Raw genomic sequence first — 15,548 nt, 5'->3', positions numbered from 1 at the left:
TAACAAAGAAAGTTACAGGTAATTTTAAATATTCATTTGGATATAGTTATACAAAGAACTCTTCAATAAAGTCTGATTACGATTATTCAAAACACGTAACAACTTCATCTATCAAATACTCCTTCTAATAAGGAGAAAGGTTTTTTATGTGGTCTAAAATCATAAAATACCTAGGGTTTATCATCATAATATCTTTCTCTTCACTAAGTGTATTTTTCTCACTTACAGAGAGAGATATTGAAGATCCTAGTATCAAAGAAAAAATCTCTTATACAACTTTTTTTGAAAATAGATTTTTTGATTTTCGAATGAGGCAAACTCTAGACCCCAAGAAATTTGATAAGAAATTAGTTATGGCAGACATTGATGATTACTCTCTAAAAGAGCTAGGCCAATGGCCAGTAGGTCGCCAAACCTGGGCAAATGTTATTGATAAACTAAGGATATATGGCGCTAAAGTTATTGCCTTCGATGTTTTCTTTGCTGAAAATAGTATGAGCTGTGGTGAAACCTCTGTCGATGATATCATGGCACAATCAATTATAGATTTCCAATCAATCCCTGGTAATAAAGTTATCCTTCCATACTCACTAGATACACAAGGTTCTGATCAATTCGAAGAACTACCAGATCAACTATACAACTATGTTCTAGATACAAAAAACAGTGAAGGGATTGAGTTAAAACCAAAGAGAGTCTCTAAAGCAGTTTGGCCAATTGAGAAACTTCTCAATACCGAAGCTAGCTTAGGACATATTCAAGTTGAAGCTGACAGCGATGGAATTATGAGACATTACCAGCTTGTTGGAAATATTGACTCTCTCTATATGCCCTCATATGCACTTCAAGCATATACGGACTACACGGGAGATAGCCCTGTTCTAGAGATGCTCAATATTGGAGATTATAAATTCAAGCTTGCGACAGGAAACATAGAGCTAAATTATAAAGGCGAGGCCAACGTAAGATGGTTTGGTAATGAACAACAATTTCCACGAGTAAGTATTGCTGATATTGTTAAGTCTTTTCCTGAAGATGAGAAGATGAAAGAGATTTTCAACAATACAATTGTCTTTGTTGGTGCCAGTGCATATGGAGCTTATGATCTTAGACATACGCCGGTGGATGCAATGCTACCTGGAGTATACTTTCATATGAATATGACAAATATGCTTCTCAATGGAAACTTTTATAAACCTCAGCAAAATTCAACATTCATATCATGGGCAATCCTTCTAGGAGGATCACTGATCATTTTATTAATTCAATTCTTTGGTAACGCTATTCTTGATATTGTTTCTACTATTGTATTAATTGGGGGGCTCTACTACGTAGACACCTATCACTTAATACCAAGAGGATATGAAGTAAAACTCTTCTTCTGTTTCTTTTCGATTATCTGTAGTTACTCTTGGAACACCTTTCTACACTTTTATCTAGCGAACAAAGATAAGGCCTTTTTAAAGAATGCCTTTGGATCATATATATCTCCTGAACTCATTGATGAAATGTACACCTCAGGTCAACACCCTTCTCTAGGTGGAGAATGTGGAACAAGAACTGCTTACTTCACAGATATTCAAAGTTTTTCATCTTTTTCTGAAAAGCTATCGGCAACTCAACTTGTTGAGCTACTCAATGAATATCTAACTGCCATGACAGATATCCTACTAGAAGAAAAAGGAACACTTGATAAATATGAAGGTGATGCCATCATCGCTTTCTTTGGGGCTCCGATGCCACTTGAAGACCACTCAACTAGAGCATTGAGAGTTGCAGTAAAAATGCAGCGTTCACTATTACAACTAAGAGAAAAGTGGGTTTCAGAGGGTGATAAATGGCCTCAAATTGTCAAAGAGATGAGAATGAGAATTGGTATAAATACTGGTGAGATCGTTACAGGAAACATGGGATCGGCTTCACGTATGAACTATACAATGATGGGAGATTCCGTAAATTTAGCAGCAAGATTGGAAGAGGCAGCAAAACAATACGGTATCTTCACACAGACATCTAATTACACTCTTGAAGACTGTGACAAAGACTTATTCTTATTTAGAGAATTGGATACCATACTAGTTGTTGGTAAGTCCGAACCAGTAACAACATACGAAGTTTTGGAAATGAAAGAGGATGCATCAGAACTACTGATTAAGCTTCAAGAGGTCTTTGCAGAAGGTCTAGCACATTACAAGGCCCAAGAGTGGGATAAAGCAATAGAGTGCTTTAAGGTGTCTCTAGAGCTTGAATATGAGCGCTTCCCTCTTCTTAAAGATAAGAAGAATCCTTCTCAAATTTATATAGAAAGAAGTGAAGAATTTAAAGAGATTCCGCCACCTCCAAATTGGGATGGAGTTTATACACTTACTTCAAAGTAAAAAACATCTAGGTACTAAGGGCCCTCCTTAGTACCTTCAGGGTAACATCTTAAATATTTTAAAAAGACAAAGAACACACTCACTTCATTCATAACTTATTCTTATTTATTCTATAAAATGGTATAATTCTTAAGGTTAAATTATATAAGCAATTCAGAACCTTGCCCGAAAGGTAACTGGGGGTTCTTCATGAAATTAAATATCGGTCAAAAGATTCTGCTTATTGTAGTTATTCCATTTGTAATGTTTGCAGGTTTTTCTATTTATTCATCTTACCAAAATACATCAGATAACTTAATGAAAGAAAAGAGATTATCTATTGAGTTCGTTGCACAGACTGCAATGAAGGTCATTGAAGAATATCAAGAAAAAGTAGATAGTGGGGAGCTTACAGAGCAGCAAGCAAAAGACCAAGCAGCGAAAACTATTTCAAAGATAAGATATGGTCAAGATGGTGATGACTATTTATGGGTTAACGACTCTACTCCAATACTGATATCTCATCCAAAGGCCAGCCTTGTTGGAAAAGATATGACCGAATTTAAGGACAAGGCAGGAGCAAATATTTTTGTATTATTCGCTCAGATTGCTAAGGCCAATGGATCAGGTTTTCTCCAATATATTTGGAACGATAAAAAAGATAAAGATAAGTTTGTGCCTAAGCTCTCTTATGTTTTATATAATGAAAAATGGGACTGGACTCTTGGAACAGGAATCTATATCCAAGATGTTCAAGCAACAATAAATTCCATACTGATAGCTGATTCTATCAAAGTGGGAATTGCCATGATTATTCTTGTTCTAGCAGTGACATTAATTGTTAAGAAAAATATACGCGAACCACTACTAGAAATTGCCAATAAGTTATTTTCAACTTCAGAAGAGGTTGCAAAGGGAGCAAAGGATAGTTTGAATAATTGTGAAAACCTTGCATCTTCCAGTCAAGAGCAGGCCTCAAGTCTTCAAGAAACTGTTTCTTCAGTTGAAGAGATCAACGCTATGATCTCTAGAAATGCGACATCAGCAGAAGAGTCAAAAACGACGTCATTAGAATCTCAAAAGTCGGCCAGTAATGGTAAGCAAAGAGTTGATGAGATGCTTACAACAATTGATGAAATCGCAAGTAACAACGATAATGTTATAAACCGAATGCAACAAACAAATGATGAAGTCACAGAGATTTTAAACATTATAAAAAATATAAATGATAAGACTAAAGTCATAAACGATATAGTTTTTCAAACAAAGCTTCTGTCTTTTAACGCTTCAGTTGAAGCAGCAAGAGCTGGAGAATCAGGAAAGGGCTTTGCAGTAGTAGCAGAAGAAGTTGGTGCACTTGCTAATATGTCTGGTAACGCATCAGAAGAGATTAGAGAGCTAATTGAGAGTAGCATGACAAAGGTTGAAGGAATTGTCTCTAGTACGACATCAGTCATGGAACGGATGATAGAAGATGGAAAAATAGCAGTCTCAAAAGGAAAAGATCGAGCACAAGAGTGTAAGATTGTATTAGATGAGATTATCAATAACGTAGATAATGTTAACCGCAAGGTTGCAGAGATAGCAGAGGCATCAAAAGAGCAGTCTCAGGGTGTACATGAAATATCAAAAGCAATGGAACTTCTCGATCAAGTCTCTCATAAAAATAACGATGTCGTTGTAAGTACAGAAGCATCATCAAAGGAACTTCAAAAAGAAGCTGATGATTTAATTCTTGTTGTTGAGCGAGTGAGAGAATTAGTTAACGGAAAGAATGCAGCTTAAGAAATATTGGCAGAAGGTCTCCCTTCTGCCATTTTTTGTATTAATTAGTAAGCTAGAGTTTCTCTGATAGCGGCAACAACTTTACCAGTATTAGGAAGAACTGCTTTTTCAAGAATTCTATTAAACCCTACAGGAGTAAACTCAGATCCAACTCTTTTTACAGGAGCATCTAGAGACTCAAAACACTTTTCATTGATAAGGGCAACAAGCTCTCCACCAAATCCAGCGAATACCTTATCTTCATGAACAACAAGACATCTATTTGTTTTAGAAACAGACTTGATAATCCCCTCTTCATCGATAGGGCTGATTGATCTAAGGTCAATAACTTCAATATTCTTACCATCTTCTTTAGCAATAAGCTCAGCTGCCTCAAGACAGTGATGAGTTGTATTACCATAAGTTAAAACAGTAAGGTCACTTCCCTCTTTTCTAACTCTACATTTACCAAATGGAACTTCGAAGTCCTCAGGAACTACCGCCATAGCTTGTTTAGCGTTATAAAGAGACTTAGGCTCTAAGAATAATGTTGGTCCTTCACTTCTCATTGCAGTTCTAATTAATCCTGCAGCATCATCAGCAAAAGATGGACAAACAATTCTCACACCAGGAATACCAGCAAGGTTTCCTTCAAGGTTTTGAGAGTGATAAAGACCACCACCAATATATCCACCAGAAGCTAATCTGATTAGGATGTTTGGAGCAAAGGCTCCATTTGATCTCCAGTAGTCATGAGAACACTCAACATATTGTTCCATCGCTGGCCAAAAGTAATCAGCAAACTCAGCACCTTCAACAACAACTCTAATGTCTTTATTAAAACGAGAGAAACCATTTGCAGTACCTAAGATAAAATCTTCAGCGATTGGACCATTGAAAACTCTTTCTTTTCCAAACTCTGCTTGCATTCCTTTAGAAACATTAAAAATACCACCCTTATCTTTGTTGGCCATATCTTGACCCCAGATAAAAGTATTTACATTATATCTAAATTCTTTTTTAAGCTGACCATTTAGAGCATCGATGAACTTCATCGGCTCGCCTTCTTCATTGTGAGTTCCATCAACATACTTCTCAGGCTTATATGGCTCTGGAAGTACAAAATCATGGATAGACTCTGGCGCAGGGTTCGGTGCTTTCATAGCTAGAGAGTGAGCTTCTAAAACAGACTTCTTAGACTCATCGTCTACAGTAGTTAACTCTTTCTCAGTGAAGATTTTTTCACTAATTAAAAGTTTTCTAAAAGCTGCATATGGATCCTGAGCAACAGCGTCTGCAATTTCTTTTTCATCTCTATATAGTTCATGCTTATCAGAGTTTGAGTGAGATCCCATTCTTACACATTTTGCATGTACGATAACAGGTTCTGAGTTTTCTATAGCATGCTTTCTTGCGGCACTCATCGCATTCATAGAATCAAAAACATCTTTTCCATCACAATGGATAATTCTTAAATTCTTAAGTCCAGTAAAGTTATCTGCAACAAATTCATTTGCTGTTTGATCTCTTTTTGGAACTGAAATTCCGTATCCATTATCTTGGAATACGAAAACTACAGGTAACTTCTCATTAGTTGCACCGTTAATAGCTTCGTAGCAATAACCTTCAGATACTGAAGATTCACCTTGAGAAGAAATAGCAACACCTGTGTGCTTATATCTCTTCATTGCTCTTGCTACACCTACAGCGTGAAGAGTGTGGTTACCAGTACAAGAAGATACGTTATGAATATTCCACTCAGGCTTAGCAAAGTGGTTAGACATATGACGTCCACCAGAAGCAAGGTCAGTTGCTTTTGAAATCCCGTTTAAGATTAATTCTTCAGGAGTACAACCAGCAGAGAGAGCAGTAAGCATATCTCTATAATAAGGAAATAGGTGATCTTCATTTAGAGTAAACACCTGTCCAATTGCTAATTGAATAGCATCATGACCTGCGTATGGAGCATGATAAGACCAACCAATGGCCTGCTTTAGATAGTTAGGAGCACGAAGATCAATAAGTCTTCCAACTGTCATCAGTGTGTACCACTGCTTAAGTGTTGCTTTGTCAGTTTTCTTTAATGAATAATTTAATTCGTTTTTGTTAAGCATAGTTATTTCCTCTACGGATTTCTAAAATTTGTCATGTGTTTGAAAGTAAATACTTAACCATATTTCTAAGGGTTTGGAAACTCTTGTCGAATGTACGCCTTGCACAAAGATATCGTTTTTATACACAATGCATGGTGAAATATTAGCTGTTTTAAGGTTAAATGTTAGATCAAGCTTATGATTAATAAACTTTATAGGAGAATATATGCCAATCGCTACACACGAACAATATTGCGCAATGCTAGATAAGGCCAAAGAAAATGGTTACGCCTACCCTGCCATTAACGTTACATCTACATCTACAGCAAATGCAGCTCTGGCCGCTTTTGCAGAAATGAAATCAGATGGAATTATCCAGGTTTCTACAGGTGGAGGAAAATTTGCTTCTGGAGTAGCTGTTGGAAATGAAGTTCTTGGTGCAATCTCAATTGCTCAACACGTACATTTAATGGCTGAGCAGTACGACGTCTGCATTGCACTACATACAGACCACTGCCACCCAGAGAAAGTAGATTCATTTCTTATTCCACTAATTGAAGAAACTGAAAAAAGAAGAGCACAAGGCCTACCTAACCTTTTCAACTCACATATGTTTGATGGCTCTGTACTTCCAACAAATGAAAATATTGAAATGAGTAAAATGCTTCACGAGAGATGTGCTAAGTCAGAAATCATTCTTGAGATTGAGACAGGTGTTGTTGGTGGTGAGGAAGATGGAGTAAATAACGAAGATGCTCCTGCAGACAAACTATATACAAGCCCAGAAGAGATGGTAGAAGTGACAAAAGCTCTACGCCCAATTGGTAGATTTATGTACGCTGCGACTTTTGGAAATGTTCATGGTGTTTATAAGCCAGGGAACGTAAAACTTAGACCAGAGGTTTTAAGAGATGGACAAGCAGCCATTGCTAAAGAGCTCGGTGAAGATGCTACAAATTGGCTAGTGTTTCACGGTGGTTCAGGATCAGAGCTAAGCGAGATTCATGAAACTCTTGGTTATGGTGTAATCAAGATGAATATTGATACAGATACTCAATACGAGTACTCTCGTGCAATTGTAGACCATATGTTTAAGAACTACGATGCTATGTTAAAAATTGAGGGAGAAGTAGGAAACAAGAAATTCTACGATCCTAGAGCATGGATGAAGGCCGGAGAATTAAATATGACGGCAAGAATCGCAAAAGCTTGTAGAGACTTAAAGTCAGATGGAAAATCAATTCTTCTGTAAATAAAATATGCCTGGCCCCTCCTCAAATAGAGGGGCTAATTACCTGTTTTCACTACCACACAAAATTAACTTTCTTAACTTTAAAGTAATTTCAACAAGATCCGTTACGTAATTAAAGAGGTTTCAAAGACCTATTAAAAACTAGGACTAAGTTGAAAATGAAACAGTTAGGAATCATCTCACTTTTTTTATTATTATCACTCTCTTTAACATCTTGTAACTCAGGAGGAGAAGGCTTCGCAGCACTCGAAGAAACTGGCTCCCTAAATCAAGATGAGGGAGATACTCAAACTGACGAAGAGATAGTTATTGATTCTTTTTCTCCAATTGGTGATCCCGTCGTTTTAATAACAGGCCAGGAGAAAACATTTGGTATCAATGTGGCCAGTGGTGCGGGAGAAGTTAACTTTACCTTTTCTATAAACAATGTGGTTTTACAATCATCTAATTCTCCATTTCTAAGTGTAAGCTCAAATAGTGTGACGAGCGGAACTCATCAACTAGAGGTATTAGCTGAGAATTCTATATCTACGGCCTCTCATATTTTTAACCTACAAAAAAATACTCCTCCAACCATTAGTCTAAACTCAGAGGGTAGTAATACTATTAACTGTGTATCAGGAAGCTATTCTATGAGTGTATCTGCATTTGATGCAGACTCTGATACTTTAAATTTTTCTTATTTTTTAAATAATACTGAAAACAATACTTTTATAAGCAGTAGTAGCGGCCTAAGTTCGGCCTCTTTAACCTTTACTCCAAACTGCTCTATATCTGGAACCAATACAATTACTGTTAGGGTTACAGATCAAAATGGTGAATACCAAGATTATTCAAGTTCAGTAATAGTTACGAACCCAAATATTGCCACCATAGATGCATTCTCACCTACTGATAATCCTATTGTCATAAGGAGTACAGAATCAAAATCATTACAAGTCTCTGCTTCAGGTAACCCTCCTCTTTCTTATGAATGGAGTATATCAGGTGGTTCCACAATAGCTACGTGTAATGACTCATCAACGTGTTCAATATCAGGAGGAGACTTTAGTCCAGGTGCATATGTTATTACATCAAATGTTGAAGACTCTCTTTCAACAAGTGCTAGTAAAGACTTCAATGTTATTTTGAACTCTAAACCAACAATTACATTTAAGTCTCCTGATAACACACAGACAATACAAATGAATTGTAGTTCTAGTAAGAATTTTAATTTAACTATTGAGGATTTAAATTTTTCAAACCCTGGTCAAACATACACAATAGATTGGTACTTAGACGGATTTCCAAATTCTAAAATATCCAAGACAAATAATACCGCCGTTCATCCAATACTATCAGATGTAACATTCTCCCCTGAATGTGATAGCTCACTTATTGGAGATCATGTAATAAAAGCAATTGTCAGTGATCAATATGAAACAGTAGAAGTTTCGTGGAATTTAAATATCAATTACAAGAGTGACCAATGTAATAACCTTGATCCAGGGGAAGTGTGTACATTAGCAGGACTACCAGGAATGGGAAGTGGACTTCAAGTTTCAGAAGGAAAAAGTAGAATATACCCTGACTACCTTTTGAAGCACCCTACTGGGGGTTGGTTTGTATCTGACTCTTATTTAGATGTTATATGGTTTTATAACGATACAGCTTCTGCAAAGACAGTCTTAAATATAGAGGTACCAAGTGGAGCGTTACAAGTAATAGTAGGAACAGGTGGAAGAGGCTCAGGTACTGATGGGCAAACTGGAAGAAACTTTCCTCTGTATGATCCTAAAGGGATGGCGTTTGATAGTACTACAGGAGATTTATATATTGCGGAATATTCAAACCATAGAATAACAAAAGTCACAACATCTGGAGTCGCATCCTACTTTGCTGGACAATATAATGGTAGTAACGCAAATGAAGTAACTCGTAAGGGTGCTAGGTGTAGAAACCCTAATAATCTAGTCCTTGATAAAGATGATGATAAACTATTTGTGACTTGTTACGGAAATTCTAGCTCTGGCCAAGGGACAATTAAGTACTACAAGCTATCAGAGGACAAAGGGTACACATTTGTATTGAAGGGAACTAATACTGAGGGAACAACAGTACTTTCAGGAAGTGCTAGAACAAGAAGAATGTATTCATTAATTAAACATCCAGGGAAGAAAATACTCTACGGTGCTGATCTAGAAAGATGTGAGGTCATGGCATTTAGTTACGGTGACACTGAATCCTACTTTGACGGAGATGTCGTTCTAAATTCTGATACTTCTAAAAGACTTACAAGAAATGATAGCTGTGGAAATACAATTAACAGAGCTTGGAATGATGGAGGAGGAAGATTAAGAACTTATAGTCTCGCTCTGAAAATGAATGGAACTGCCTTAGAGGGATGGTTCATATCAAACTATAATGACAGAAGAGTTATCTTTTTAAATAACCTGGCAACTGATCAAACTATTGGAGGAAGAACAGTCCCGGGGAAAATGTATAATAATGTCTTTGGAGATGGAAACGCTGACTATTCAAGAGTTAAGCCGGCCTTCACATCAACATATGTGAATGGACCATTTGGAGTCTATGTGGATAACTCTACTCTCTTTGTAGCGGATAGGCTTAATTACACAATTGGAACACTAGAGCTAACAGAAACAAATGGTGATGTAGGAGATCTATTTGTATCAAGCTCACACGGTGGATACGACGGAGAGATTGATAAGAATCTTAATGAAGTAAAGATTAATAGACCAGGAAGTATGAGCTTTAACAGTAGTGATAACTCTATTTATTTTAATGATAATGGAAACTATAGAATAAGAAAAATTGACTTAACAACAGGTATTCTCAGTAGTGTTGTAGGTCGAGGTCAAAGTGGAGTTGCCAATACAAACCCAGAAAGTATCTCACAAGTCTATACTAGAAACTTAGGTGGTCTTCAAAGTATGCCGGATGATAATTTAATTTTCTACACAGACTTTGAAACAAATAATGATACCAGCGATAGAACATGTGTTGCTCGTGTTGCAAATATAAGCGGAGAAACTAAAACTGTATTTGGGCAAACAATTAATGATCAAAAAGTTTCTACGGTTGCAGGAAATTATACATTTGGTTGTTCAACATGGCAGTCGAGCTATGAAAATAATGATTCTACGCAAGCTAGACTATATGAACCTAGAGGCGTAGTTGTAACAGAGGATCTATCAAAGCTATATGTTGCAAACAATAATTCTCACTGTATTCAAGAAGTCGATTCATCAGGTCTCATAACTAGTAAAATAGGTATATGTAACTCTAATGGTGATGTGTCTGGTGACTTTGCAACCGCTAAGTTGAATTATCCTGGAAATATCACACTAGACTCTGAAGCAACAGTTAGAAGTGACGGAAATATGTTTATTACAGAGAGAGTATTAACGACAAACTCTGCCATAAAATATGCAAATCTATCGAGTTCAACAATGACAGTTGCAGGAGTAGATATTGAGCCTGGTCAAGTTCAAAAGGTCGTTTCATCTATTAATTATTTGAGTGATGTCGTAACCTTTGAAGATCAAATTTGTTACTCTCAAGGGAGAAATGGTGATGGTGATAATTATGAAAATAGTGTTACTTGCATATCACGTACAACGGGTATCCCAACAATAAGAATAGGAAAATCGAGTGCTTCAACAGTCAAAGGAAAACTACCAGACTTGAATGAGTACGAGGGCCTGCCAGCGACTTCAATAACAATAGCAGAACCAACTGGTCTTACCTTTGATAACGAAGGGAATCTCTATATAAGTATTTATACAAACAATACGATATTGATGGTAAAGAAATGGTGGTAATTAATAATTAAAGACTATTCCTACATTGAGAGATGATTCAGTAGCTGTTGTTGACACTGGACCACTTAAGCGAATATATCTAAACTCACCTATCAAATCAAAGGATCTACGTAGGCCATAGATAGTGCCAACTTTAATACCTGGCCCTGAATATGCACTACGTATCGATTGATATTGTCTCTGATGAAAACCTAATCCCACGAAGGGACTAAAGTGAGAGCTAGATTTAATCTGTACGTTATCTAAAGTTACAGATTCGGTAGCTGTTTGAAAAGGAAAGTAATTAACACCTATATTAAATCCATAACTACTATCTCCACCCATAACTTTTTCATATAAAATAGAATAGCTAATATCAGCTACAATATTTGGTCTAATTTCATGAAAGTAAAATAAGTTATAACTACTTATTGAAGAAACAGAAGCTGCACTTGTAGTGCTTTTTGAAGATAGAGAGTAATAGCCTGTAGTAAGTCCAAACTTCCCTGCGTGTACATTCGTAGATATTAACAAAAAACTAAGCAGCAGTTTCTTCATGAATGCTCCTTACATTATCATTAGAAATATATTGTTCATGTATAACCCTTCCCACAGACTCTCTTAGCTCCCCTCTAACTGAAAGCTTTGGAGGGTTTGAATCTAAGGCCTTAAGATGAATCCCCAATAGGTACCTTTCTTTTTCACTCAATATAATATTCATTTTCTTTCTATAATCTCTTGAGATATTGAAATTCATTATAGCCCACTCCGATAATGAAAAGGCTTCAAAGATGACTCTTTTTATTTCATCGTCAATCTGAAAGAACTTATAAAAAGGTGGACGAACATTATAAAATGCTGAATCTTCCCCTAGAACTTTATATACCTCTTCTTCCTCTACAACCTCACACATCTTAAGATAAGATAATAGATCTTTTCGATCTCTAAATAATGATAGCGACCTTTTATCAAGTTCAGGGTAAAGGCGTATAGACTGTTGCATATACTTTTCTATTCTAGCAGTGTCCATTTGGTTATTACTTGTTTTTTCTGCTAAAACATCTCCCCAAGCACCAGGAAATATTTCACGCGCAATTGGAACTGAGATGTACTTTGGCAAATAAGATAAAATAGAGAGAGAGTCTTTTCGATCTATATCCTTTAAGAACCCAGCTAGCTTATCCCCCATTCTCCAACACTGTATAATCAAGCTTTCAAACTTTTCATTTTCGCAGTAGTCTCTATTTCGAAGCATAGTATCTAGTATATAAAAAATATCTCTATCAAGCTCTCCAGCATTAGAAAAAGCAGTGTACCACTTCTCATTTTTTCCTTTCTTAAAAACTAAGTCTTGATCTTTCTGCGAAAATTCAAAGATTAAATAACTAAATGATCTAGGGTTTTCATTAATTAATTTATCAAAAGTAAGCATATCTCTTAGATTTGGAAAGGTTCCTGACTTAGAGATTTCTAATATTTTACTTTGTATCATTCCAAGAGAGCTTGTTGGATCAGAGAAAGAAATCTTCTCCATTGAGGAGCCTTTATCAAGGTTTGCTTGTGTAAGACGTGAAGGCATCACACTAGGTCCTTGAATATCATTTTCTCCTGAACTTACACTCTTTCCAGTTTGAGAATCAACTTTAATTCGAAGAAACTTATTAAATGATATAAATGCTACAATACATACAAATAGTAGTGAGAATGCAATAATCATAAAACCAATATTCTTTTCACTAAGTACTATATTACTCAAACTCTTATTTAATAAGTTTTTTGGTTCTATATAGATATCGACAGAATCTCTGCCAGGAATAAGTCCAATAGATCTCAAAATTCTTTCTTTAAATAGGTCTCTATTACTTATCTCTATATCGTCTAGAAAGTTAATCTTCAGCTTAACTGAACGTATCTTTCCCATTAATTGAAAAACTGTCTTATTTGGATCATCCCAAAAATCAAGACTTTCAGTCGTTGTAGAGCTAAAGAAAGGTAGCACATCTTTCTCGCTAGATGCTGTTTTTACTCTTCTAGGATTCACTTTAACTTCGACACTAAACTTTGTATTAGGGTATGAAGCACGCATATATTCTTGTGTATTTAATCTAATATAGTTCTCAACTTCCACAACTCGGCCATTGGCCAAAGTAACACTCGAAACTAAGAACACTAATAATATAAGTATTATATTACTTTTCATTTTGGTCTCCTAAACTCTGATCTCTTCTAACGACAAATGCTACTGTCCTTTGAAGTTTCTTTACATTACTTTTATCATTGAGAGATATACCCATGAACTCTATAACTTTACGACTAAGAACGCCTTTGCCACTGATTTCCATTCTATTTGCATCTATCCCTATCTTCTCAAGCTCTGACTTTACAGCAATCGCCCTTAAGCCTGAAAGTTCAACATTATCTCTAAATCTACTTTTCTTTGTTACAGGAGATGAGTCAGTATAGGCGTGTATTACTAATTTATAGTTAGATAAAAAAGGCGATACTTTATTTGAAAAGTTTGTCATTAAATTATGAAATTTTTCATTAGGAGTAACTCTCCCACTATCGAAAAAACTAATATTTTTAAAAAATATTAAAAAGTTATCTTTATTTATTTTTTTAATTTGAATACTATCATCAACAACGATTTTATTGATTGGATCAGTTAAAGAGAGCGTTCCCTCAACACTTTCAACAAGAGAGTTATCCAATTGAGTCTTACTCTTTTCACCAAAATCAGTAGAGAAAAATAAAATAAAAAAAGATAGCAATATAGTAACAAGGTCACCATAACTAATTGCCCAACTCCCATGGCTATCGTCATCTTCTTGCTTACTTCGAAGCAATTTTGTTGAAGAGTTCATTTTATGACGCCTTTAAAAGTTTATTTGATAGAAAGTCATACCTTTTATTTGAGCTTACAAGGTATCCGTTTAAAACTTCCTGCGCTTCTAATAAGTTTGTTTTACTTTTTAGCATTAAGATAGTCTTGATTGATATCTCGCAAAGTATCTCATTCTCAGCAATATTACTTTTTATTCTCTCACCAATAGGATTGATAAATAAGTTAGAGAGCAATACACCATATAGAGTTGCAACGAGAGCAATTGCCATTGATAGACCAATTTCTTTGGGGTCAGCTCCTTGAGAAAGACTTCTCATTAAATTTGTTAAACCAAAGATAGTTCCCGCTAATCCAAATGCTGGTGGATATTTTGAAAGACCAATTAACCAAGAAGATATTGATCTACAATCATGAGAATAGTTAATAACCCTTTCAGTTAAGATATTTTCAATGCTTTTAGAATCAAACCCTAACTTAGCAAGCTCTATACCATCTCTTAGAATTGTCTTATCTAGCCTATTTGTTTTCTCAGTTGGATAATTCATGTTCAACACTTCAACACTATTTGCAATCGCTTTTTCTCTTTTCTTATTAGAAAAAGAAACTGAATTTAAAATCTCTCTAAAAATTGTTTTTAAATTCAAAGTAGGAAGTGTTACCACTGCAACAGAAATGGTTCCTAGAATAACCATAAGGAATGCAACGACATCCCAGTATTGAGCAATATTTTGTCCCAAATGTTCAGCTGATGCCCAAAGGCCAAAGCTTGCTAAAATCATACCTATAACGACTTTCACATTTCTCTCCTATCGAATTATCTTTCGATCTATCTTTTTTAAGATGGCCGCTCTTTCAAAGTTATTTGGCTGAATTGCATCTGCTCTAATATAGAACTTTCTGGCCTCTTCATAATTGCCATTCATGTATGAGATATTACCGAGTAGATCATTAACAATGGAAAGCTTTGGAAATTCCTCTTGTAAGCTTTTTAAATCTTTATAGGCCGAAGAGAGTTCCCCACCTTTGATTTTTCTATACACTTCAGCAATTTTAATACTAACTTTTTCTAGATTTTCCTCAAACTTATTATTGTTTAAATATTCATTTAGCTTAATAGATAAGTCGAAGGTGGTATCTAAATATGGTCTACTAAGAACAACTCTCTCCTGCCTATAGTTATCCTTCTCTATTAAAAGATGAATATACTTAGAGTTTTTGAATACTTCTGACACTGATGCATTTAAAGGAGATGTTCCTAAATCAGTAATCTCGCCGTCATTCTTAATAATTTTAATAGTAGCGCTATTTGGTACAGTTTTTATTTTAACGATCCCGGTGCCGCTACATGCTGAAAATAAAAGGAAAGTTAAAAAAGTTAAGTTCTTCATGCAATAAAGTTAACATAAATTAACCTCAAGAATAAGTGAAGAAGAT

Annotated in this window: 10 protein-coding genes; 4 read left to right on the top strand and 6 right to left on the bottom strand. The window is 35.5% G+C overall.

Features of this window, described 5'->3' with window-relative positions; genetic code table 11:
- The first annotated feature begins 146 nt into the window (after positions 1 to 146).
- Both ABX784_RS10590 and ABX784_RS10585 read left to right on the top strand, forming a co-directional pair.
- Positions 147 to 2,378 carry a CHASE2 domain-containing protein gene (locus ABX784_RS10590; protein WP_372655008.1) on the top strand — a complete coding sequence of 744 codons (2,232 nt, stop codon included), beginning with the start codon at positions 147 to 149 and terminating at the stop codon, positions 2,376 to 2,378.
- Between the two features lie 189 nt (positions 2,379 to 2,567).
- Positions 2,568 to 4,142 (top strand): methyl-accepting chemotaxis protein, encoded by a 1,575-nt coding sequence (locus tag ABX784_RS10585; protein ID WP_372655007.1) that lies wholly within the window; start codon positions 2,568 to 2,570, stop codon positions 4,140 to 4,142.
- A gap of 44 nt (positions 4,143 to 4,186) precedes the next feature.
- Here the strand turns inward: ABX784_RS10585 and ABX784_RS10580 are convergent, their stop codons facing one another.
- On the bottom strand, positions 4,187 to 6,235 hold the full coding sequence (locus ABX784_RS10580) for a thiamine pyrophosphate-dependent enzyme (RefSeq protein WP_372655006.1): 2,049 nt from the start codon (positions 6,233 to 6,235) through the stop codon (positions 4,187 to 4,189).
- Between the two features lie 205 nt (positions 6,236 to 6,440).
- Between ABX784_RS10580 and fbaA the strand changes: the two genes are divergently transcribed.
- Both fbaA and ABX784_RS10570 read left to right on the top strand, forming a co-directional pair.
- Positions 6,441 to 7,466: a class II fructose-bisphosphate aldolase gene (gene fbaA / locus ABX784_RS10575; protein WP_372655005.1), complete on the top strand. Its 1,026-nt coding sequence runs from the start codon at positions 6,441 to 6,443 to the stop codon at positions 7,464 to 7,466.
- Between the two features lie 158 nt (positions 7,467 to 7,624).
- Positions 7,625 to 11,290 (top strand): hypothetical protein, encoded by a 3,666-nt coding sequence (locus ABX784_RS10570; protein ID WP_372655004.1) that lies wholly within the window; start codon positions 7,625 to 7,627, stop codon positions 11,288 to 11,290.
- On the opposite strand, the gene ABX784_RS10565 is transcribed toward ABX784_RS10570, so the two are convergent.
- Genes ABX784_RS10565 through ABX784_RS10545 form a run of 5 tightly spaced genes read right to left on the bottom strand, consistent with a single transcriptional unit; the run spans position 11,291 to position 15,502 of the window.
- The gene (locus ABX784_RS10565) at positions 11,291 to 11,827 is read right to left on the bottom strand and encodes a hypothetical protein (RefSeq protein WP_372655003.1); all 537 of its coding nucleotides are present in this window, start codon (positions 11,825 to 11,827) and stop codon (positions 11,291 to 11,293) included. It lies immediately after the preceding gene.
- Positions 11,808 to 13,469, bottom strand: coding sequence for a hypothetical protein (locus tag ABX784_RS10560; RefSeq protein WP_372655002.1), 1,662 nt, complete (start codon positions 13,467 to 13,469; stop codon positions 11,808 to 11,810). The genes ABX784_RS10565 and ABX784_RS10560 overlap by 20 nt, the downstream gene beginning before the upstream one ends.
- Positions 13,459 to 14,133 carry a flagellar motor protein MotB gene (locus ABX784_RS10555; protein WP_372655001.1) on the bottom strand — a complete coding sequence of 225 codons (675 nt, stop codon included), beginning with the start codon at positions 14,131 to 14,133 and terminating at the stop codon, positions 13,459 to 13,461. The genes ABX784_RS10560 and ABX784_RS10555 overlap by 11 nt, the downstream gene beginning before the upstream one ends.
- 1 nt (position 14,134) lies before the next feature.
- A complete protein-coding gene (locus ABX784_RS10550; protein WP_372655000.1) occupies positions 14,135 to 14,911 on the bottom strand; it encodes a motility protein A in 777 nt (258 codons plus the stop codon).
- A gap of 9 nt (positions 14,912 to 14,920) precedes the next feature.
- Positions 14,921 to 15,502 (bottom strand): tetratricopeptide repeat protein, encoded by a 582-nt coding sequence (locus ABX784_RS10545; RefSeq protein WP_372654999.1) that lies wholly within the window; start codon positions 15,500 to 15,502, stop codon positions 14,921 to 14,923.
- Positions 15,503 to 15,548: the final 46 nt, after the last annotated feature.

Origin of the sequence: Halobacteriovorax sp. (assembly GCF_041587335.1) — a bacterium.
Classification (GTDB): domain Bacteria; phylum Bdellovibrionota; class Bacteriovoracia; order Bacteriovoracales; family Bacteriovoracaceae; genus Halobacteriovorax.
The sequence above is the reverse complement of the archived record's forward strand: the minus strand, read 5'-3'. Positions and strand labels throughout refer to the sequence as shown.